Annotated in this window: 16 protein-coding genes; 4 read left to right on the top strand and 12 right to left on the bottom strand. The window is 64.2% G+C overall.

All coding sequences use genetic code 11. From position 1 onward, the window contains the following. Positions 1–198: 198 nt before the first annotated feature. Together ABD844_RS15590 and ABD844_RS15585 are read right to left on the bottom strand one after the other, a co-directional pair. A complete protein-coding gene (locus ABD844_RS15590; protein ID WP_344877450.1) occupies positions 199–1,407 on the bottom strand; it encodes a cytochrome P450 in 1,209 nt (402 codons plus the stop codon). Between the two features lie 229 nt (positions 1,408–1,636). Next, entirely contained in the window at positions 1,637–3,838 is a 2,202-nt protein-coding gene (locus ABD844_RS15585) for a RiPP maturation radical SAM C-methyltransferase (protein WP_344877448.1), read from the bottom strand. 559 nt (positions 3,839–4,397) lie between these two features. Between ABD844_RS15585 and ABD844_RS15580 the strand changes: the two genes are divergently transcribed. Next, on the top strand, positions 4,398–5,261 hold the full coding sequence (locus ABD844_RS15580) for a TauD/TfdA family dioxygenase (RefSeq protein WP_344877446.1): 864 nt from the start codon (positions 4,398–4,400) through the stop codon (positions 5,259–5,261). 119 nt (positions 5,262–5,380) lie between these two features. On the opposite strand, the gene ABD844_RS15575 is transcribed toward ABD844_RS15580, so the two are convergent. The 4 genes from ABD844_RS15575 to ABD844_RS15560 form a co-directional block, all read right to left on the bottom strand. Then, positions 5,381–5,635 carry a hypothetical protein gene (locus ABD844_RS15575; protein ID WP_344877444.1) on the bottom strand — a complete coding sequence of 85 codons (255 nt, stop codon included), beginning with the start codon at positions 5,633–5,635 and terminating at the stop codon, positions 5,381–5,383. A gap of 215 nt (positions 5,636–5,850) precedes the next feature. Next, positions 5,851–7,647, bottom strand: a complete 1,797-nt coding sequence (gene asnB / locus ABD844_RS15570) for an asparagine synthase (glutamine-hydrolyzing) (protein ID WP_344877442.1) — start codon at positions 7,645–7,647, stop codon at positions 5,851–5,853. A 309-nt stretch (positions 7,648–7,956) separates the two neighbouring features. Then, positions 7,957–9,477 (bottom strand): aldehyde dehydrogenase, encoded by a 1,521-nt coding sequence (locus ABD844_RS15565; RefSeq protein WP_344877440.1) that lies wholly within the window; start codon positions 9,475–9,477, stop codon positions 7,957–7,959. Between the two features lie 85 nt (positions 9,478–9,562). Then, complete coding sequence (locus ABD844_RS15560; RefSeq protein ID WP_344877438.1) at positions 9,563–10,375, bottom strand: SDR family oxidoreductase; 813 nt, start codon at positions 10,373–10,375, stop codon at positions 9,563–9,565. A gap of 425 nt (positions 10,376–10,800) precedes the next feature. On the opposite strand from ABD844_RS15560, the gene ABD844_RS15555 reads away from it, so the two are divergent. Both ABD844_RS15555 and ABD844_RS15550 read left to right on the top strand, forming a co-directional pair. Further along, positions 10,801–11,610, top strand: a complete 810-nt coding sequence (locus ABD844_RS15555) for a hypothetical protein (protein ID WP_344877436.1) — start codon at positions 10,801–10,803, stop codon at positions 11,608–11,610. A 14-nt stretch (positions 11,611–11,624) separates the two neighbouring features. Then, entirely contained in the window at positions 11,625–12,173 is a 549-nt protein-coding gene (locus ABD844_RS15550; protein WP_344877434.1) for a DUF6817 domain-containing protein, read from the top strand. Between the two features lie 17 nt (positions 12,174–12,190). Here the strand turns inward: ABD844_RS15550 and ABD844_RS15545 are convergent, their stop codons facing one another. From ABD844_RS15545 to ABD844_RS15525, 5 genes are all read right to left on the bottom strand, one after another. Continuing rightward, the gene (locus tag ABD844_RS15545) at positions 12,191–12,916 is read right to left on the bottom strand and encodes a CPBP family glutamic-type intramembrane protease (protein ID WP_344877432.1); all 726 of its coding nucleotides are present in this window, start codon (positions 12,914–12,916) and stop codon (positions 12,191–12,193) included. Positions 12,917–12,984: 68 nt separating this feature from the next. Next, positions 12,985–13,668 carry a dTMP kinase gene (locus ABD844_RS15540; RefSeq protein WP_344877430.1) on the bottom strand — a complete coding sequence of 228 codons (684 nt, stop codon included), beginning with the start codon at positions 13,666–13,668 and terminating at the stop codon, positions 12,985–12,987. A gap of 20 nt (positions 13,669–13,688) precedes the next feature. Continuing rightward, positions 13,689–13,979, bottom strand: coding sequence for a PqqD family protein (locus ABD844_RS15535; RefSeq protein WP_344877428.1), 291 nt, complete (start codon positions 13,977–13,979; stop codon positions 13,689–13,691). Between the two features lie 249 nt (positions 13,980–14,228). Continuing rightward, entirely contained in the window at positions 14,229–17,036 is a 2,808-nt protein-coding gene (locus ABD844_RS15530) for an AfsR/SARP family transcriptional regulator (RefSeq protein ID WP_344877426.1), read from the bottom strand. 1,040 nt (positions 17,037–18,076) lie between these two features. Next, positions 18,077–20,782, bottom strand: coding sequence for an AfsR/SARP family transcriptional regulator (locus tag ABD844_RS15525; protein WP_344877424.1), 2,706 nt, complete (start codon positions 20,780–20,782; stop codon positions 18,077–18,079). Positions 20,783–21,073: 291 nt separating this feature from the next. Here ABD844_RS15525 and ABD844_RS15520 point away from each other — a divergent pair, with 291 nt between their 5' ends. Further along, complete coding sequence (locus ABD844_RS15520) at positions 21,074–21,268, top strand: hypothetical protein (RefSeq protein WP_344877422.1); 195 nt, start codon at positions 21,074–21,076, stop codon at positions 21,266–21,268. Here the strand turns inward: ABD844_RS15520 and ABD844_RS53120 are convergent. Next, the gene (locus tag ABD844_RS53120; RefSeq protein WP_425568574.1) at positions 21,198–21,824 is read right to left on the bottom strand and encodes a thioesterase II family protein; all 627 of its coding nucleotides are present in this window, start codon (positions 21,822–21,824) and stop codon (positions 21,198–21,200) included. The two genes, ABD844_RS15520 and ABD844_RS53120, sit on opposite strands and share 71 nt — an antisense overlap. Between the last annotated feature and the right edge of the window lie 180 nt (positions 21,825–22,004).

Raw genomic sequence — 22,004 nt, 5'->3', positions numbered from 1 at the left:
GCGATCCTATCTCTCAAGGTCCGGGGTCAGAGACTGAGTTCCTGGACGCGGCCCTGGTTGAAGTTAGGTTAAAGACTCAGTGGTATCGATATGGCGCTGGAACAACCACGTCAGGCCTGGCAACCCAGAAAGGCGGCATCATCGATGCCTCGGGCGCATTCTGTCCCTCAAACTCCCAGGGCAACTCACCTCTTTGGATCACCACATAACTGGCAAGCGCTGGACGCCGTAAATGACCATGGCATCCCTTGTTGGCACCTCGTCAGGAGGAAGGGCGAGGCGAAGGTCAGGGAATCGATCGAACAGCGCCGGGAACGCGAGCCGCATTTCGGAGCGGGCCAGCTGCTGGCCGAGGCACTGATGAATGCCGTGACCGAAGGCGAGATGACCCATGTTTCTCTTGCCTGCCCGAGCGAACCGAGTGATGTCGAGGCGTTCGGGATCGTCGAAGCACGCGGGATCACGATTGGCCGCGGTCAGAGACATGCAAACTACCTGGCCCTTTCTGATGGTGACCCCTTCAATGTCCACATCCTCCAGGGCCGCCCGCATCGGGCCGATGTGAATGATGGTGAGGTAGCGGAGCAGTTCCTCGACCGTGCTGTCGATCAGCGAGCGGTCATGACGTAGCGCCGCAACCTGGCCGGGATGCTCGAGGAGGGCGAAGGCGCCAAGCCCCAGCATGTTGGCGGTGGTTTCGAATCCGGCTCCGAACAGCATGAAGCCGATGTTGGTGAGCTCCTCGTCGGTGAGGTTGCTGTTGTTGATCAAATCGCTGTAGAAGTCGTCAGTGGGCCGTGCTCGCTTGCTGGCGATCAGAGGAGGAAAGAGGCTCTGCATCGTGATGAACGCCTCGATGAGGTCGTCCTGTTTGGTGTTCAGGTCGACGGCGACGCCCATCGCCTGCTGGAAGTCGCCTCGGTCGCTTTCCGGTATTCCCAGCAGGTCGCATATTACGGCCGATGGGATGGGAACTGCGAACTCTTCGATCAGGTCGACGGGTGGGCCAGATCGTTCTATGGCGTCCAAGCAGTCCTGGATCACCGCGGTGATCTTCGGCTCGAGTTGCTTGATCCGATGAACTGTGAACTGAGCGATGAGGAGGCGGCGATAGCGCGTGTGCTCGGGAGGGTCCATGCGAATGAACATGCCAGGCTCAGATGGCTGCCGCTTCTTGGAGATGTTCCGATCGATGGGCAGGTGCATCAGCTCCCGCCGGTTGCTGAACCGATCATCCGCGAGAATCTTTCGTACAATGCGGTGACTGGAGGCGAGCCAACCTTCGTGCCCGTCCGCGAACGTCATCGGGGTGAGAGGATGCTGGTCGCGAATCCTGCTGAACACGTCCGGTGGGTCGAAGGGTCCAGGCCTTCTGTCGCTTGGGTAGGTAAACGCGGTTTCCGTCACTGTGATTTCCTCAAAGCGTGGAGGCTGTCCGGTACCCGGCAAAGCGTGCCGGCCGAGATGAAGGGCCCGTTGCCGCAGTGCTGACCAGCGTTGAAATGGCAGAATAGATCGGGAACGATCCGTCTGGATACACCGTCTCCCCGAGCGAGTCTTACGATGAGGGCGGCCATCAAATGTCGTCGGCTGGGCGGAAGTCGCCATATGCGGCTTTGTCCGTGATAGCTGGCTCTCAGGTCGTGCCGGTCAGAATGGGGAGTTCCCTGGGGAGGCGGGCAGTGGATTTCGAACTTGGCAGCCGCCGCCGGTGGAGGATCGGCAGAGCAAGGTAACTGTCGTCGTCGCGTACAACGAGACCGGCATCGAGCAGTCGCTCGAGAGCGCCAGTGATCTCGGTGGAAGGGACTGGGATGGGCAGGGCTCGCTCGATCGCCTGCGCTGACCGGAGTTGATCGAGCGCGATGAGGACACTGCTGGCCATCGCGTCGAGGTCGAACTCGGTCTCGGGGCGAGGACGGGCAGGACGGGTATCGATGACTCGTAGGTGGTCACCCATCCAGGACGCTTCTAGCCGCGCCTCGGCGTGGTCATGTCGCCAACGCTCTGCGGCAGACGTCAGCGCGGCAAGCACATGCTCTGACGCGAGCGGTTCATCGCAGTGCATCCGGAAGAAATAGGCGATTTCGCGGCGTTCAGCACTGGGCAGGTCGGCATATACATGGTCGTAGGCAGTCTCGTGCGTCAACTCGACGATCCCGAAGTCCTTGCCCGACTCGTAGAAGGGGCTGAAGCGATCCGCGCGTGCCGGGCCGACGTGTTCCGGGGGCGACATGTGCGAGACGAGGCTGAACAGTTGCGGCAGGTCCGCGTAGTCGTCATCGGTTTCCCCCGGGAAGCCGTGGAGATAGTTCCACGACACGTCGATGCCCAGTTCGGTGCACCACTTCATCGTTTGCAAGTTCCGTAGCCTGGTGGTCCCCTTACGCATCGCCTCCAGGAGCCGGTTGCTCATCGACTCGATACCGGGCTGCAGGTGGTAGACGCCCGCGTCCCGCAGCAGCATGAGCTGGTCAAGGCGGAGGTTGGCCTTCACCTCGTAGTGCAGGGACACCTTCAGATCCGACTTCGCAATCATCGGCAAGAGGTCCTTGAAATAGCGGTAGTCGAGGATGTTGTCCACGACCAGGACATTCGTCCGGCGCTTCGGGCCCGGCCCGTAGTCGTGGACCAGTCTCCGTAGCTCATCAAAGGCTCTCGTGGCCGACTTGCTCCGGAACGCCATCGTCATGCCGTTCAAGCCGCAGAACGTGCAGTGCTTCTTCTCGCCCCACCAGCAGCCCCGAGAGGTCTCGAGAGGAACGGCGGTGTCAACGGGCAGGCTGCTGCCGGCGCGGGAGGTCCGGAGCCGCGCGTAGAAATCGTGGTACTCCGGCACCGGCAGGTCATCCATGCTGGGGGCCGTGCCGGCGAGGACAACAGCCCGGCCTCCGGGATGCACCTCCGCCCGGGCTTTCCAGAACGGGTCCGATTCGACCCAGTCGGGGCGGGCCCCCGCAGCGCGGAAGTCGCTCACGAACCGACCGATCAACCACTCGGCCTCACCCCGGAACACGTAGTCGATCGCAGGGAAGTTCCGCAGGATCGCCGACCCCATCGGCCCCTCGCAGTTCCCGCCGCCCATGATGACAGTGATGTTCGGATGGAGCTGCTTCAGCCGGCGAGCGAACCCGAGGGCCGCGACGTTCTGCTGGAAGGTCGACGTGAGACCGACGAGGTCATAGCGTTCCCAGACCTCATGGCGGGCCAGGGCATCAAGGAACGGTGCCGTCAACGCCTTGATCTCACCCAACTGGAAGATCGTGGAGAAGTCGGCGAATTCTCCGTGCTCGTCGAGCAAGACGTCGTTCAGGAACCGCTCGCCGCTGTCCGTGGCATCGATCGAGCTCTCCGCAAACAGCCACTCGCCGACCAACGCCACCTTCGGGGAGGAGGTGCCGATGCGGTTGTACATGGAGTTCCCGACGGTTTCAGCGAAGTCCAGGTTGGCGTAGATGACGTCGCTGGCGATGCTGCTCACGGTGAGGGCGGATTGCAGGAGCGAGACGCCGATCGACGCCCAACGAGTCTCTGCCCACGGCATCACCACGAAAGCCACGCGTGGTGACGCGGTGGCATCCTGTGTCGTGGGATTCGCCGCGGCGACATCGAGACTCACCGTTGCTCGTTCATCCAGGCTGCGCGATCCACCTCCATGGGCGAAGAACTCTTCGATCTCCTTGCGCATCGATACGCCGAGTTTGCTCGACGGTTCGATTCCGATGGCACACAGAGCTGATGACACATCATCGCGGAGGGCTTCTCGAAATGCAGGGTCGATAAACGTGCGGGTCAGCAGCGCTCTCTGGTCGCCGGAGAACTCACTGAAGACTCCCATGGGCGCTTCCCTTCCATCGGTGGACACCGGGAGGCATGGCGGATTCCAAGATTGTAAACGAGAAGGGCGACTTTGCAACCGAAGCGGTTCGGGAATCTTATGATGCGCTGGTTCTCAAATGATGGAACGGTTCAACAGGAGCCCTCGGTAAGTCCGCCATCCGGTGGCGGTTCGGGCGGAGCGTCTTTCGATTTCCTGGCCGCACAATGCTACAGGGTCGTGGCCGGCGGAGGGGCGAGCCGCCATGTAGTTGTCATGTAGTGATTTTATGTCGGCCGTCCATATTATCGCCCGCGACGAGTTCTAAAGATGAGTTCTTGACCACGTCGCCGATCCGGTCAGCTGGACACGAGTGCTTGACGAAATGTTGGGAATACACCTACGATCATTTCGACGTAGATCGCCGAGAGAAGGGAATGGCAGTGAAGAAGCGCTATGTGAAGCCTGTCGTGCGGCACATCGACCTCCTGGGTGCCGTAATCATCGACTAAGTTCGACAGGCATGGTGTTAAAGAATGAACAGGCGGTCCATTCAGTGTCCACTCGTGAGGGAAGTATCTTGAACGAGATCTGCCTCCGTGAAGCCGACCGGCGTGAACTGAGCGAAGTGGCGTCGGTTGTGGCGGGGTGGTCACTGGATGGCCCGTCATTAGAAGCCCTCCGGGCCCAGGCCGGACAGTCCGAGTCGCTCCGGTCCATTGGGCTGGAAGTGCAGCGCAGCCTACGCGAGAACGGCTTCGTTCTGGTGAAGAACGTTCCTTGTAGCGAGGATGCCGAACTCGTCGCCTTTCTCGGCCTCGTCGCCATCCCCTCTGCTCTTGGAAACGGCGACACTCTGTTCTTCGATATCTCTCCGAGTTCGCCTGACTCGGCCGACGTGTCGGGCACCAGCGCTGAGTTTCCTCTTCACACGGATTCCACTTTCTTCTCGGTGCCCCACGATGTCCTCGGACTGGCTTGCGTGCAGAACAGCGTCTCAGGCGGCGAGTCCATCATCGTGCGCGCGGCGGACGTGGCGAATCGGGTACGAGCGATCGGTGGAGCCGACGCAGTGGCCGCCCTCGGAGAACAGGTCTACCCGTTCTACCTCCGCGACCCTCTCTTCGGTCACGGAATTCAGATGGTGCCGATACTTGTCGCGGACGGCGACGAGTGGTACGTCCGTTACCGCGGCGACATCCTGGCGAAGCTGACAGAGCGATTTGAACTCGACGAGATCCACCTCCACGCACTCTCCGTGCTCCACCAGGTGGTCACCGAGCCCGAATCGCGTGCAGTGCAGGTGCGACTGGACACAGATGACCTCCTCCTCGTCGACAATCGCCGCGCCTTGCACGCTCGAACGGCGCTGGGGCCCGGAGAACGGAGGCTTCGGCGGATGAAGGGCTATTCCCTCAAAAACTCCGCCTGGCGAATCATCTAATCATCCGCGCTGCACCACTCGGATAAGAGTGCATCGAGCCGTGAGGTCATGGGCAGAGATTCTTGCCGGTCGTTCAGGCGCGTACGTGGGTGACGTCGGAGGCGACGGTGGTCGTTCCTTCACCCCCACCGGACGTAGCGGATGTCGTCCTCGCTGTGGGCGTGCCCACTGGAGGCCGCGGCCCGGGTCCCGGTATTGGTGCCGTACCCGTAGATCTCCAGCATCAGGCGTTCGGCCAGGACCTCGGGCTTGAGGCTGGAGTCCTCGCCACCGAGCTGACGGCTTTCAGGCAGCCGGCCTCCTTGAGCATGCCGGTCAGCGGGGCCGAGCGCCGACCCACAGTCCGCCGACCGCTGGACCTGGCTGATCATCATCGCCTACGCCCAGCTTCGGCTCGCCCGGACGCTTGCACCTGACCTGCGCCGCCCGCGGGAACGTCCTGCTCCACTCGAACGACTGACCCCTGCTCGCGTCCGGCGAGGGTTTCGCCACCTCCGCCCGCGCCTGCCCCTACCTGCCGGTGCGCCGAAACGCTCACCGAGCACCAGAACAGGAAAGGTTAAACGTCAAGCTAAGCTCCGGCCAACCTTCAGGATGCGTCTGCGCTGCGGACCTGGAGGGTATGGTCACGAAGCGATCGGTACCACGCAAGGAGTACCACGATTCCCCAAACGCTCCTGGTGTTCGCCGCCGGGTCACGGTGAAAGTCGTTGGCGAGTAGTGCGAGCCCGGTGGTCTCCAACCCGAGTTCCTCAGCGCCGACACCGTCGCGGAGCAGGTCGAGCGTCATGTCGCGCAATGGTCCGGCGAGCCAAGCCCGCGCGGGAGCGGAGAACTTCTGCTTCGGACGATCGACGATGCTCGTTGGGACGAGCCCTCGTGCCACGGACCGGAGCACCTCCTTCGGGCGCCCCATCATCAGCGCTCGAGCCGGCTGCGCAAGTGCCCAATCCACCACGTTGTTGCGGAGGAATGGGACACGTACTTCGAGTCCGTGGGCCATGGACAGTCGATCGACACGCGGCAGGTGGTATTCAGGCAGCTTGGCCGTGACTTCGAACCAGCGGATCGCCTCTGCCGCGTCGACCCCACCAGCGGCGAGCTTTGTGAATCCAAATCGCTCTTGGGAGATGTCCGGGGCGCATCGCTTGAGCATGTCGTCGTCCAGGACACGTCGGCGATCGTCGTCGGTCCACCACCCGAGTGCGTTCCAGTACTCATCGCGCCAGGGCTCGCCTCGAAGCGATGCCTGGTGCGCCTCGTGCATGTGCGCGTAGCCCAACAGAAGCTCGTCAGAACCGTCCCCTGCCAGCACTGCCTTGTGATCTCGTGCTGCCATTTTGCTGACGGCGTAGGTGCTGAGACACACAGGGGTGTAGATGGGTTCGTCCAGGGATTGGAGCGTCGCCAGGAAAGTCTCCTGTACGTTCGACTCCGTGAGATGCGTGATGTCGTGCCGGGCACCGACATGCCGGGCGATCTCTATGGCGTAACGGGTCTCGTCCTGCCAGGTGTTTTCGGCGTACCCGACGCTGAATGCGGCGATCCCGCCCGTCTGTTGCGCTGCCAGGGCGGAAACGGTCGCCGAGTCGAGCCCGCCACTGAGGAACGCCGCGGGCAGCGCGTCCGGTGCGAGCGTTGTCAAGACTGATTCTCGCAGCTCTCGGTCCAGCGATTCCCGAGACTCCTTCTCTCCGGAGAAGGTGGGGAATTCGAGTTCATGGGACGCGCGAACAAGACCTGATGGGCGTCGGCCGTCGAAGGCAACCGTTGTCCCCGGCTGGATCTTGCGCACGTGGCTCAATGGGCTATAGGTCGGCGGTGAGAACCGGACGGTGAAGTAGTCCGCGACGGCGTCCCGGTTCACATCGACCGGAACGTGGCGATCTGTCACGAGCGACCGCAACTCCGAGGAGAAGACGAGTCGATCTTGAGATGCGTACACATAAAGGGGCTTGATTCCCATGCGATCGCGGCCGACTATCAGGGTTTCACGGCGTGCATCCCAGATCGCGAAGGCGAACATCCCGTCCAGTTGCTCGGTGAAGTGTTCGGCATCGTGCAGGTACGACGCCAAAATCACCTCCCCGTCCCCATCGGTCAGGAAACGGTGCCCGAAACTCTCGAGATCTCTCCGGAGTTGTGCGTGATTATAGATCTCGCCATTGAACACGAGATGCACATCGCTGACTCGACAGGAGATCGGCTGGTCCGATCCGGCGACATCCACGAGCGACAAACGAACGGCACCGATGGCACCGGGCCCGCGCGAAACGATTCCTCGTCCATCGGGCCCGCGGTGCTCGAAAGCAGATAAGAGGCGTTCGACCGTTTGGATATCAGATGTGTCCTGCCCCCATCTGACGACCCCTGCAATTCCGCACACTGTTAACCCCAAAACGTGTCGACGCAATCACTCTTGCTGTACGTGTTGTGCTTGTCGGCGCCGGTATCTGGACGCCGGTGGCGTCGTAGTGAGTGGCTCCTACTGCTGCCAGAGGTTGACCTGGTGATCTGGCTGGACTCGCCGTTGAAGGAATGCTGGTGCCGGAACGGCACTCCCGCGGCATTCGAGATCGACGGTGCGGTGCCGAGCGGGGAGGCGGTGGTGAGGCCGTGCCTCGTGACACGGTGACGAGGTGGCTCACGCGCAAACCGCTTGGGTGGCCAGCACGACAGAGTCGATGAGCCGAAGTCAGGGTCTGCTGAACGGATCGGTGATCTGGTTGCCGGTGTCGATCCAGACCGTCTTCACCTCGGTGTACTCCTCGATCGCGTGGAAGCCGTTCTCGCGGCCGATGCCGCTCTCCTTGAATCCGCCGAAGGGCGCGACGTGGTTGGTCCTACGGTAGTTGTTGACCCACACGGTTCCGGCACGCAGGCGTCGGACCATCCGATGCGCCCTTGCGAGGTCATTGGTCCAGACACCGGCCGCCAGGCCGAAGCGGGTGTCGTTGGCGATGGCGACGGCGTCGTCCTCGTCGGAGAAGCGGATGGCGACTGCGACCGGACCGAAGACCTCCTCGCGGGCGATGCGCATGTGGTTGTCGACGTCTGTGAAGACTGTCGGGCGGATGTAGAGGCCGCCGACGAGCTCTGGGGCCTCAGGGCGGTCGCCGCCGGTAGCGAGTCGCGCCCCGTCTTCCTTGGCCACTTCGATGTAGTGCAGAACCTTGTCGTACTGAGCGCGGCAAGCCATGGTGCCCATCTCAGTGTCGGGATCCATAGGGTCGCCAATCTTGATACGCTCCGTCCTCGCTATCAACGCGTCACAGAACTTGTCGTAGATGTCGGTATGCACCAGAACCCGGGATCCGGCCATGCACGTCTGCCCAGTGGCCGTGAAGATGCCTCCGACGACGCCGTTCACCGCGTTGGCCAGGTCGGCATCGGGAAACACGATGTTAGGCGACTTGCCCCCGAGCTCGAGCGAGACACGGGCGAGGCGGTCTGCCGCGGTTCTGGCGATCTTCTTTCCGACCGCTGTGGAACCCGTAAAGGCGATCTTGTCCACACCTGGGTGTGCGGCCAGGGTCGCCCCGGCAGAGCCGGCTCCGGTGACCACGTTGACGACGCCGTCCGGGAACCCGGCCTCGCTGAGCAGCCTGGCCAGGACGAGCGTCGAGACGGGGGTGATCTCGGACGGCTTGACCACCACGGTGTTGCCGGCGGCGAGCGCCGGGCACAACTTCCAGAGCAGGAGCGTTAGCGGGCTGTTCCAGGGAGTGATGGCGGCGACCACGCCAATGGGTTCGCGGACCGTGAAGACCTGCATGTTGGGCACGCTGCCGGCGAGCGTCTCCCCGGTGGGGCTCTCGGCGACGCCGGCGAAGAAGTAGGCGTAGTTCGCCAGCGCCCTCGCTCTTCCGCCGACCTCGCGGATAAGTCTTCCGTTCTCGAGCACCTGAACTCGGGCAAGCTCGTCGGCGTTATCGCTGATGAGGTCTCCGAGCTTGCGCAGCAGAGTGGCTCGTTGAAGCGGGCTCGATGCGGCCCATGCGCCGGTCTCGAAGGCCCGGCGTGCGGCCTGGACGGCGTCGTCGATGTCCTGCTCGCTCGCGACGGGTACGCGAGCCCAGGGCTGAGAAGTGGCTGGGTTGATGGAATCGAATGTCGCCTTTTCGGAGGCGTCGCGCCAGACGCCATCCACCAGCATCTGGTAGTGCTCCAGGTTCGCCGTGGTGCGGAGATCGGTCATCGCATTGGTCGCGGTCATCTGGAGTGTGCTCCCTTCCTGGTTGCTCGTCCGTTCAGGTCCGAGTGCCCGCGCAGTGCCCCCTGAGGCCCGCACCAGAGATCACCTACCGCGCGAAACTGACTGGGAGCCCTCCGTCGACGCCGATGATCGCGCCAGTGGTGGCTCGGCTGAGCGGGGACAACAGGAACATGATCGCGTTGGCGACGTCCGTCGGGGACACTCGCACGCCCAGGAGTGTGCGCTTCGCGTAGAAGTCGGGAAGTTCATCGACACTGACACCGTGTGACTGAGCCTTCTCCGCGGACAGGGCCTCCTCCCAGAACTTCGAGCCGTCGAAGACCGCACCGGGATTGATGGTGTTCGCCCGAACGCCTAGCCGGGCACCTTCGAGCGCGAAGAGACGGGCCAGTTGGAGCACCGCACCCTTGGCTATCGGATAGCCGCCGAAGCCCGAGTTGGGAGCCACCGCATGCTTGGACGCCACGTACACCAGCGAGCATTGGGTGCCGGTTTGGTGCGCGGCCCGGTGCCGCAGAACGGCCTGCGAAAGCGGCAGGTGCACACTCAGGTTGCGGGCCAGGTCCTGGCCGAAGGCATCCAAGCTGAGATCGGTCATCGAACCGGTCGAGGAAGTGCCGGCCGCGAACACCACGCCGTCGAGCTGCCCGCCGACCAGTGCGAGTTCGAGGGCCTCGTCGGCAACGTCCGGCAGCGACACGTCACCGCACACCACCGCGACGTCTCCGTCGAGACTCTTGACCGAGTCGGTGTTGATGTCCACTGCCACGACCGAGGAACCCGCTGCGAGTAGGTGCTCGACCGTGCATAGCCCAATGCCGGACCCGCCGCCGGTGACGATGAAGGTCTTGCCACCCAGGGCGAGCTGCCAACGGGGGTCGAGACTTGAATCCGACACGCGCCAGTTCCTCTCATCTATGGCTCACGATCCTTCTCTGAACCGCTGCGAAATAGGCATTCCAGCCGGTGCGGCACACTTGGCTGGAACCATATATGCATGTGATCAGAATGACCAGGTTTATGCTGACAAAAGATGCAACCTCACGTGATGGAGGGACGGACGCTCCTTCAAAAGAAGGCACAACAAAATTGCGCTACGCCGCCCCTGCGCAAAACATGCTGTTATGTCCGCTATCTTAGTCCTACTTCCTCGTTGTCTCAGTTTCGATAATCTCGGAAGACATCTTGACTACCATTTGTCACAACTGCGACACTGCTGTCCGTACTGCTGACCCGCGGGCAACAACGACCTTGTTACTCGGCTCAGGATCATTGCCATGAGTTTTGGTGGTCGGCGACCTTCTGTAAGAACGAGGATGCATAATGAACGCGGAACGAGCGACTCCCGGCCTTCTCGACGGCCTCCTGAAGGAGCGCTGCGGCAGTAGCGTCGCCGAACTGGTCGAGGATGTGCACCTCGACGGCGATGAGACGTTCTTTTGGAGCGGTTCGTGGGTTGAGGGGTTCGCCAATTCGCGCTCTGACCTCGACCTCTACCTCATCACCTCGGATCCGCGTCGCACGAGCGGCGTGCCGCAGGTGACAGGCCCAGGCATGCCGGCGATGTACATGACCCTCACGCCGGGCCGGACCAAAATCGACCTTACCGTGGTCCCTGTTGAGCTCCTGGTCACGCTTAATGCCTTCCTCACGGCTTTCAATGGCGAAACCGATTACCCCACGGCGTGGAGCGACAACTTTCGGGAGTTCGTGCACCGGTTGAGCATCGGCGTGCCGCTGGCGAACGCCGAACGGTTCGGCGAGATCCAGAGCAGCGTGGACTTCACGAAGTTCCGCCAGTACCTGATGCGTTTCCACCAAAACCGGGCCGACGGCCTGTTCGATGACGCCCAAGGACTCCTGGAGGAGGGCGACGTCATCTCGGCGTACTTCGTCGCCCGGCAACGAGTGGAGGCCGCAGTCGACATGTACCTCGCCGCTCACGGCGAGACCAATACCCGGGTCGACAAGTGGCGGTGGAAGAAGCTCAAGAGGCTGCTGACGGGCGACGCTTCTCTCGCTGAACGTTTCCTTGAATGCGAAGCGCTTGGCGGGACGCTCCCGGGAGACGTGTCATTCCTGACCCAGCGGTGTCTCCAATTCGGTGACGAAATCATCTTGCAGGCGATCTGAGGGGTCGATTCATCATGACCGTTGTCGATAGAAGCGCGGTTGTACAGTTCTTGAAGGACCGGGGCACCGCGGAGATCAAGCTCCATCATCGCTCCTTGCTGGACCACTTGGTCGGGACCGAGCAACTCCTTCGCAGCTGGGGCTGCTCGGACGAGACCGCAATCGCCGGCCTGTGCCATGCCGTGTATGGGACCGATGGTCTCGTCGCACCGCTCGTCGAGTTGAAGGACCGGCCGGTGCTGCGCTCACTCATCGGTGCCGCTGCGGAGTCGGCTGTCCATCTGTACGGATGCTGCGACCGCAAGGTCGTTTATCCACAGTTCGACAACGGTGCCGACGTCCAATGGCGTGATCGCTTCACCGGCCGCGAGTGGGTGGTCGGCGAGGACGAACTGGCTACATTTATCCTCCTAACCTGGGCGAACGCCCTCGAAGCGGCCGGAGCCGGCTCGGACGGGGACTGGTCGGCTGTGTCCTACCTGCTCATCCTGACGGCAGACCTGGTCGGTTCGCGGCCGAAGCAGACGGCGACCGAGATCCTCGGGGTCGACTTCTCCGCCTGAGCTGCGCAACCCCCGCGTCATGTCCCGCTGCTGCGGTAGGGGTTGACGCGATAGCGCCAGGCGACCTGTGCCGCAGGAAAGAGGTTGTAGATCACGTGTCCGACCAGGGCCGCCCACAATGACCCTGTCATGAACATGATCGTGGCCAGAATCGTGGAGAGTATGGTGATCCGGACGACGTAGGCGATGTCGAGCACAGCACCGGCCCAGCGGTTGCCCAGGTGTTCCACGACGAACAGAACGGTCGAGACGACAACTACTCCCCACCCGATGGTCGGCCTGAGGAACTCGAAGACCACCCCGCGGTAGAACAATTCCTGCCCGACCGCCGCGGCCAGCAACTGGTAGCTGCGCAGGGCCGCCGTGGTGAAGTGCAGCGGCGGCATGATCTCGAGCAACTCCCGGTCGAAGCCGAGGCGAAGCTGTCGCCAGTTGCTGGCGTACACGGACCCTGCAGCAACGAGGGCGAGGACGGCACCGGTCCAATCCCAAGCCAACGGCGGGCGGGCGAGCACGGCCCATGCCACATAGGGCAGGAAGAACAAGACGAACGGCGCGGCGAAGAAGATCTCCGACGCCCAGCCTTCCATGGACAGACTCCGCCGCCGGATGGCGGGCGCGATCAATTGCATGGCCCAGACGGTCGCCACAGCGGCCAACACGGTGGCCACATCAGGCACCCCTGCCACCCAGAACACGATCGCCCCAAGTGTCACGACCGTCGGCAGCGCGACGGTGCGCACCGTGAAGATGGGGGGAGGCACAGGTGTCGGGCGCGGCGGGGGGTAGACCCGAGCGAGGCGGGGAGGCACTACCGCCTCATTCTCAGGCTGTCCGCCAGGTCAGCGCCCTGGTTTCCCGCAACCATGCGGACGCGGTCGACCGCGGATCGCGCGAGTTCCGCAACGGCCGTCCTCCCGTCCAATACCATTTGCGGGATGCCTTTGACTTGATCGTGCAGATCGTCCAAGACCTTCTGCTGGAAGTCCGCAAATGCGGGGTAGGTCGGCTCGTCACCGGCCACCTCGAAAACGGTGGGCGTACCGTTGCGCCGCCACGCTTCTTCCAGCGGAACATCGAGCCAGACGACCAGATCCGGCTCCGGAAGCATGTCTGTGATCCCATCCAGCATCGAGGCGGCGGTCGGGTTGTGGATGAATTCCTTGACCGCGGCCCGATACCAATATGAATCACAGAACACGATACGATCCTCGGCCAGAGCCGGACGGATGTGATACTCCCACTCGAGCGCGATGATATGCATGAAGAAAGATGCCCGCACCATGGGCGCCATATGCTTCACATATTCGCGCGGGTGAGTCCGTAGCGCCCAGTTGTAACATTCCAGACGCTCGATCGGGTACAGGTCCTCCGGCTGCAATGAAGTGAATCGCCATTCAGGTGCAAGCGATTTCATCTGCGCCGTGAGTGTCGTTTTGCCGGCACCGTCAGGGCCAAGCAGAACTGCGAGGAAGCCGCTATTATTGGAATGCATCGATGACGCGCCACTCTCAACTACGCGGGCGCGGCTATCTCTAGGGCGCCGAGGCCTTCCAGCTCTTCCAAGAGTTCTACGACGTCCGCGCGGATCTCGTCCTCATCGGCGTCGTATTCCTCGGCTATCTGAGAAATGATGTCGGCCACGGATGCAGAACCCGTGCACAGCATCCAGACTGATTCTGCGGTCTGATTGAGCTCAAGCCCTCCGGAATCAAGAATAAGTACAACTCGACCGCCGACGCGACGGACACGCGTTCCGTCTTGACGGCGCGGACGAGAAGCAGTGCCAAGGACATCACTGGACAACTTTGAACTCCCGTCTCACAGGACTCTCGGGTAACATCTAAACTTGAATCGCATACTACGGGTCTGTTGTCTGACACTCCCCTTCCGGCACTCCAGCCAGGCGGCTGCTGCGAACCACGCCAGGCTCGAAGCGAGCCAAATAATCTGCCTGGGCAAATACAAGCGAGACGCGATATATATCCGCTATATGGATGCCACACAGACGCCGCACCCTATTTATGAGCCCCACAAGCTGACCCGGGGTGCGACTCATTCGGGTCGCTCGCACGACGCTTCTCGCATGGCCTCGAGCCTGGCTTGTACGCGCCTCATGCTCACGGTGCTGTGCTGGTCTTGGTAGATGGCGAGCGCCTGACTCCAGGCTCGGTCGGCTTCGGCGTACCGGCTGAGCGCACGATAGGTGTCGCCGAGATGGGTGAGGGTGTCGGCTTCCAAGCCGACATGGCCGAATTCGCGCCGCAGCGTCAGCGCGTGGCGGTAGCGGTCGAGGGCTTGTTCGTGCCGCCCTGTGTGGTGGGCGATGTAGCCGAGGCTGTCGAGCGCCGCCGACTCGCCGAGACGATCGCCGTGGCGGCGGAGCAGGGTCAACGCCTGCTCGCAGTACCCCATGGCCTCTGCGAAGCCGCCCAGCAACGCGTGGCTCCAGCCCAGGGAATTGAGGACGTTCGCCTCCCCCAGGGCGTCGTCCACGTCCCTGTACAGTTGCAGCGCATGTTTCAGGTGGAACAGCGTCTGCTCATGCTCGCCCCGGTTCCCCTGAGTTACCGCGAGCGTATGGTGCACCAGAGCCTGGCCCGCGATGTCATCCGAGGCTTCGTACAGGGCCAGAGCGTCGTCGAAATGGGACAGGGACTCCGCGTGCCGGCCGGCGCGGGCGCAGGCGCGGCCGAATGATCGGTGGACCAGGGCGTGCACGGCCGGATCGTTCAGGTGCTCGACGGTGCTGGACGCCAGGCGCCAGGCCGCGACGCAGCTCGGGAGCAGGTTGTGGGCCAGGTGGTAGGTGTCGATGGTCCAGGCCAGTTGCCAGACGACGGCGTGCAGGTCGTGTTCGGCGGCCAGCCGCTGGGTGGCGAGCAGGCAGGGGTGTTCGGCCCGGAACCAGTCCTGGGCCGCCGCCGCGTCGGCCAGGGCGGCGGGCAGGCAGCCGGAGGCGGGCGGGTCCAGTTCGATGGCGCCGCGGCGGTGCGGGGACAGCAGGTGGTCGGCGGCGTACGAGGTGTGCAGGTAGAAGTCCACCAGGCGGCGCACGGCGGCGCTGCGGTCGTCCGCGCCGAGGTCGAGGCCCGCGCGTTCGATGGCGTAGAGGCGGACGAGATCGTGCGTACGATAGCGGCCGGGAGCGTGCTGATGCAGCAGATGGGCGGTCTCCAGGCCGCGCAGCAGCATGCGGGTCTGAGGCACCGTTTGGCCGATGAGGCTGGCCGCGGCCGGCAGGCTGATGTCCGGGCCTGGCGCCAGGCCCAGATGGGCGAAGGTGCCGGCGGCCTGTGGGGTCAGCACGCGATGGGAGGAGCCGAACACCTCACGCAGGTCGGTGCTGAGCTCGTCGGTCTGCAAGGCGTCCAGCCGGGTGGTCTCGGTTTGGAGTTCTTCGGCCAGCGCGGCGAGGGGAAGGCCGTCGTTGACGATGGCTCGTGCGGCGACGATGCCCAGGGCGAGCGGCAGTCCGGCGCAGGTCTTGATGATGGCGTTGACCATGTCGCGTTCGGCCGCTATCCGGTGTTCGCCCAGGCGCCGCGCCAGCAGTTCGCCGGAGTGTGAGTCGGACAGTGGCGACAGCCGCACCAGATGGGCGCCGTTGGCGACGATCAGGCCGGTGAGCACGTTGCGGCTGGTCACCAGGGTCAGGCTTCCTGGTGATGGGGGCAGCAGCGGACGCACTTGATCCGGTTCGCGGGCGTTGTCCAGCAGGATGAGCACCCGCCGACCGGTCAGCAGGGTCCGAAAGAGCCTCATCTGCTCCGCGCAGGAGGAGGGGATCTGGTGATGGGGCGGCTGGAGCAGTCCCAGCAATTCGCGCACCGCCTCCGTCGCCGTCATAGGTGTGGAAGCTGGGCTGAATCCCTGCAGGTCCACGTACAGCTGACCGTCGGGAAAGAGATCACGCACCCGGCGGGCCCAGTGCACGGCGAGAGAGGTCTTTCCGATCCCAGCGGCACCGCTGATCACGCAGGTCGTGGCGGTGCTCGGCGGCCCTTCGCCTGCGGATGGGAGAAGTCGGTCCAACGTGGCCAGCTCAGCATCCCGGCCACTGAAATATTTGACGTCTGACGGGAACTGCCAGATCGGCGTCTCGGCTGTGTGCCCACTCGATCGGGTGGGCCCGGCGAGGATGACCGCCTGGAGCTGTTGGAGTTCCTCGCCGGGTTCGATGCCCAGCTCGTCCACAAGTACGGCGCGGGCGTGCTGGAAGACTTCGAGCGCTCTGTCCCGCTGTCCCGCTTGTGAATGGGCGAGCATGAGCGAGTGCCAGGCTCGCTCATGCAGCGGCTGTTCGGCGATGAAGAGGCGGAGGTTCTCGATGACGTCCGCGGGCTGGCCGAGGGCGAGCTTCACTTCGGCCCAGGCCAGTCGCGTCACGGCCAGCCGATGCTCCAGCTCGGCCAGGCGGGCGGCCATGGGGCCGGCGAGGCTGGTGCCTTCGGCGGGTTTGCCCCGCCACATCGACAGCGCCTCTTCGTACCGGCGAACGGCCGCGTGGAGATCACCTTCCTCCGCCTTGCTCCGTGCCAGCCGTATCACCTGCTCGAACCGCAGAAGATCCACTTCCTCGGCATCTGCCTCGAAGAGATATCCCGTTTCCTTGGTGACCAGCCGCGTGCCGGACGGCAACGCCTTGCGGAGCCCGGCGATGTAGGTCACGAGGTTAGGGATGGCCGACGGTGGAGGATCTTCCCACAACGCATCGATCAACCGTTCCTTGGTGACCAGCGTGTTGGCGTTGACCAGCAGGGTGGCGAGCACGGCACGCTGCTTGCCGGTCAGATGAACCTGTCGACCATCGGTCCGGCACACCTGTACCGGACCCAAGACGTTGAAGAACGCATCGGCCAAAGCCCCACTCCTCACCTGGGTAGCTCGGTTGCGCATTCGTGGCGTCAGCGCCGACTGTTGTTTCACACGGCGCTTGTGAGTCGTGCGACGAAAGAAGGGGACGGTCTTCTCCCACCCGGCACCACCCATCCCGGGCGGATCGTGTGCAGAGCCGTCAATGGCCTTCGCGCTCTGAGTCTGGCCACTTCCGTGATCCGCCACAGGCACAAGCACGATCACATCGAGTTGGATGCGAGATCTGCCGGGGACGGGGCCGGCCGGCGCTCCTCTGGCCGTGCAGGTTGCTGACCGTTTGGCAGTGCGTCATGCGGCGCCTTGACGTATCCCCCGGTTCAGCCGAGAGGAATTCGGGGGAATGTCGTCTTTGCGGCAGCCGGGAGCAAGGGTCTGCCTTTGTATGACCGGAGCGCGGTCGCGGTGGCCGTCAGCGGCCAGGACCCCGCGCCGGAGGATGCCCACACGCTGCTCATCCGCCGCAGCGCCACGCGCCCCGAGGAGATCGGGTTCTTCCTTGCCAGGTCCGCGGTTGGATCGGCCGGCACCGACTCGTCACCACCGTCGTGCTCGCGCCGGCATTCCTGGCAGTTACCCGCGCCTGCTTACCCGGCGACGCCCCTCTCACCCATTCCGACGGCTCCTACTTATAATCGAGCCGATACAGGCCCTCCTCATCAACACCTGCGTTGCGCCACTGAACGATGGCGGGTCGGCGCTCCTGATCGTAGAAGGTCGGTAATACGTGAACGGGATATCGGCAGGCATGTTTTCTTTCTTGCTGATTACGTCTGGCGGAATACGGCTTCCGGCAGATCCACGAACACCGGGTAGGATGACTACGGCAACAACTGCTCGTCGTCACGTCTTGGAAAGATACAGCAGTTAAACGTGCCGCGTGAAGTCGCATACTTGTCGTGAACTCGCCAACACCCATTCGCGAACAGATCTTCGCGAAAGACCTCCGCGCCCGGGAGTCGCGCCGGCTGAGCCCGTCCTTATGGATCGACACCGTCGGCGCCGTGCTCAGGGCAGCCCGCAGAGCATCACCGGGGCGAGGCGTCGAGCATGGCCTGGACCTTCTCGGCCTGCCTGACGCGGTGCTGTCCGCGGTAGAGGAGGGCCGCACGCTCCCACGCGGCCCGGGCTTGGGCGCTCTCCCCCAGGGCCGCATGGGAGTCTCCGATCCTGACCAGGGTGTCGGGCTCCTGGGCGGCGTTGCCGATCACGTTGCGCAGCCGTACGGCCGAGCGGTAGTAGCCGATGGCTTCCCTGTACCGTCCCATGTGGTGGACGATGTAGCCGATGCTGTCCAAGGTGGCGGCCTCACCGTCGCGGTCGTCACTCTTGCGGAATAGTTCGAGGGCCCGCTCGCCGTGGAGCAGGGCCTTGTCGTGCTGGTGGAGCTGGGCCAGGCACCAGGCCACGCTGTTGAGGGCATTGGCCTCCCAGACCGAGTTGCCGAGGGCCTGGTACATGAACAGGGCGCGCTCGGCGTGGTGCAGCGACAGTTCGTGCTCGTCCCGCTGCGACAGGGCCCAGCCGAGCGACTGGTGAACCTGGGCCTGCGACACGGCGTCTCCGGCCTCAGTGAACAGGGCCAACGCTTCGTTCAGCAGATCAATAACCCCGTCTCGCTCTCCGGCGTGCCCGCGGGCGAACCCCAGGCGCCATCGGGCCATGGCGCGGTGCACCGGGTCAGCCAGCCGTTCCGCAGCCTCGAACCCGGTCTTCCAGATCTCGACGCGATCCGCTTGGTGACACCGGCGCCAGCAGTACGTGTCCAGCGTCCATGCCAACTGCGAGGTCGCGGTGTCCCAGCCGCGGGCCGCGGAGAACCGGTGCGCGGCAAGCAGACAGGAGTATTCGGCATCGAACCAGGCCAGCGCCTCCGCCGTGTTCGCTATCGGGGGGAGAGAGGCGCCGTCGTTCGAAGGAGGCGTCAGCTCGATGTCCAGGCGGTTGGGATACAGCATGCGGTCGGCGGTGTGCGCGCTGCGCAGGTAGAAGCTGATCAGGCGGCGCATGGCCGCCTCGTGCGTGTCCGCCGGCAGGTGACATTCGGCGACTTCCATCGCGTAGAGGCGGACGAGGTCGTGCATGCGGTACCGCAGAGGCACGTGCTGCTGAACCAGGTGGGCCGCTTCCAGAGTGCGGAGCACGGTGCGGGCGCGCGGGATCGGCAGAGCCAGGAGGGCGGCGGCCGCCGAAAGGCTGATGCTCGAGCTAGGTGCCAGGCCCAGGAGCCCGAAGCTGCGCGCCGCGCCGGAGGGCAGGGCGCGGTATGAGGAGGCGAAGACGGCGCGTACGTCCGTGCTGGAGTCGCCGACGTCCAGGGCGTCGAGCCGGCTGGATTCCCCTTCCAGTTCCTCCGCCAAGAACGCCAGCGGGAACTCCGGGTGCGCCGTGGCCCGGGAGGCCAGGATGCCGATGGCGAGCGGCAGGCCCCCGCAGTGCTCCAGCAGGGCCATCAGGGTCTCCGCCTCAGCGGCGGCGCGCATGGTGCCGATCCTGCGGGTGAGCATCCCGTGTGCTTCGTCGGGCGTGAACACGTCCAAGGTCAGGGTGCGGGCCCCATGAGTGACCGCCAGGCCGGTGAGCTTGTTGCGGCTGGTGACCAGAACCGTGCACGCGGGGCTGCCGGGCAGCAGCGGTATCACGTCGGCCGCGTCACGGACGTCGTCCAGGACGACGAGCATGCGCCGCCCCGCGACGAGCGAGCGGTAGAGGGCGGACTGGGCGTCGCCGTCGGAAGGCATCGCCGAGGGCTCGACGCCGAGGGATTCGAGGAAGTTCCGCAACACGGTCGACGATGACAGGTGTTCGCCCGTCGGGCTGAAGCCGCGCAGGTTGGCGTACAACTGCCCGTCGGGAAACCGGTCCAGGTGCTGGTGGGCCCAGTACAGGGCCAAGTAGGTCTTTCCGATGCCGCCGGTGCCGACCAGGGCGAGGATCACGTCCTCGCCCTGCTCGTTCATGCGGCTCAGCTCGGCGAGTTCGCGAGCCCTGGCCTCGAATCCCGTAGGCGGCAGCGGCAGCTCACGGGGCACAGGGGGTGTGAGAGCGGCGGGCGTGGAGGCCGAGGACAACAGCTCGAGATGCCGTTCCCGCAGCTCCGGACTGGGATCGACGCCGAGTTGCTCGGCGAGCTGGGAGCGGACCTGCTCGTACAGACGCAGGGCCTCCGCCTGCCGCCCGCACCGGTCCAGCACCGTCATGAGCCTGGCCGCCAGTCTCTCGTCGAAGGGGTGAGACGCGACGAGATCGCGCAGCCCCGGCAGCAGCTCCTCATGCCGTCCGAGGTTGAGCTGCATGTCCTGGTACAGCAGGTACGCCATGATCCGCTCGTCGTCCAGCTGTACGCGTGTCCGCTCGGCCCACATCCCCGACACTCCTGTGAGCGCGTCCGTCTGCCAAAGGGCAAGAGCCCTCCGTAGCAGCGTGCTGCCGCGCTCGTCATCGGCGGCGCGTCCCTTCTTGACCAACTGGCGAAAGCGGTGCAGATCGACTCGTTCTGGCGCGACATGGAGGGCATAGCCTCCCGCGTGGCGGACAAGCTCGGCGCCATCCGTCTCAGTGCCCCGCGACTGGATGGCGGCGCGGATACGGGTCACATAGCTGTACAGGGTGCTGCGGGCCTCGCGCGGCGGGGAATGTGCCCATACGCGCTCGATCAGCTTTTCGGTCGGGACGACCGAGCCCTTCTCGATCAGCAGCACCGCCAGGACGCAGCGCTGTCTCGGTGTGCCCATCTCAACCTGGTGATGGCCCACAGTCGCTCCCACTTGGCCCAGCACCTGGAACTCCATACACATCCTCTGCGATTTGGCAGGGATCGCCCGCGGGTGTGTCGCTCGGTCACCATCTTGTCCTGGCAGGCCGGTAGAAGATGGTGGACCGAGCGAGATCATCATGTCAAACCACCCAGGTGAAGCGGGCTCCACCTCACTTTGTCGCGGCGCACGTTCGTGGGTTGCGCTCACGAGGGCGTGTTCCGCGATCAGCTGTCGCCAGGTGCCCGCCGGGCGCACCCCCTCGTCCAAGTGAGCGAGCTGATCCAGGAGGCCCTGGTCAACCTGTTTCCGTTACCGGTGGGCTCGGTGCTGGACGGAGCGGCCCTGCTGGGCGTACGGCGGGTCCGGCGTCTCGAGGACAGCACCGTGGAGATCACCGAACTGCAGCCGGATTCCGACAATGTCCGGTTGCCCCTGACGCCGTGTCGTCCAGCGCACCCATGACGGTCACCGGGCAGCCCAGCGGATCGCCCGCCGTCCACCGGTACCGCTCGAACAGGGCGAAATCCTTCTGGAGCAGCGGCACCACAAGGTCCAGCAGATCCGACGCCGAGAACACCTCCTCCGGTGTCCCTCCGTACTCTTTCTGCCTGGCCAGAAACTCCTCTTTGGGCAGATCGTGGTGCGTGGGACCAAGGGTGGGCCAGTGGGGCGCCCGGTGCGCGGAGACGATGAGCCTGGCCGGTTCTGGGAGGCCGCGGGGCCGGATCTCCAAGGCGAGCTCGTAGGCGATGCAGGCTCCCATGCTGTGGCCGAAGAAGGCGTGGGGCAGCTGGGTCAGGTCGTCACCGAGTTCGTCCGCGAACAGCCGGCCGCCCTTCCTCTGCTGCGGTCCGGACCCTCCTGGAGGACACCGGAATCGGTCTCGGTGGGTCGAGCAGCACGGTGGTGAGACGCCCCGCCGACCGGACCACGTTCCCCGAGCTGTCTGTGAACGGCTGCCGCCCCCTCGGGCGTCCGTGCTGCGCCGGCGCCCAACCCCGCAACACCGCCTCCACACCTCCCTGAAAACGTGTCTGAACCCCCAGATATTCGAGCAGTTCGGCCACGCGCCTGCTGAACGTTCGAGGCGACATATTGAGCCGCCGGCTGGCCGTGACGTCAGGTGTTCCCTCCAGCATGTCCGTGGCCGTGCAAAAGTAGCCGCAGGTGGCCGGGTTGAGGTCACCGCTGGTGGCCA

The sequence above is a fragment of the Nonomuraea antimicrobica genome (genome assembly GCF_039536965.1).
GTDB classification, from domain to species: domain Bacteria; phylum Actinomycetota; class Actinomycetes; order Streptosporangiales; family Streptosporangiaceae; genus Nonomuraea; species Nonomuraea antimicrobica.
The sequence above is the reverse complement of the archived record's forward strand: the minus strand, read 5'-3'. Positions and strand labels throughout refer to the sequence as shown.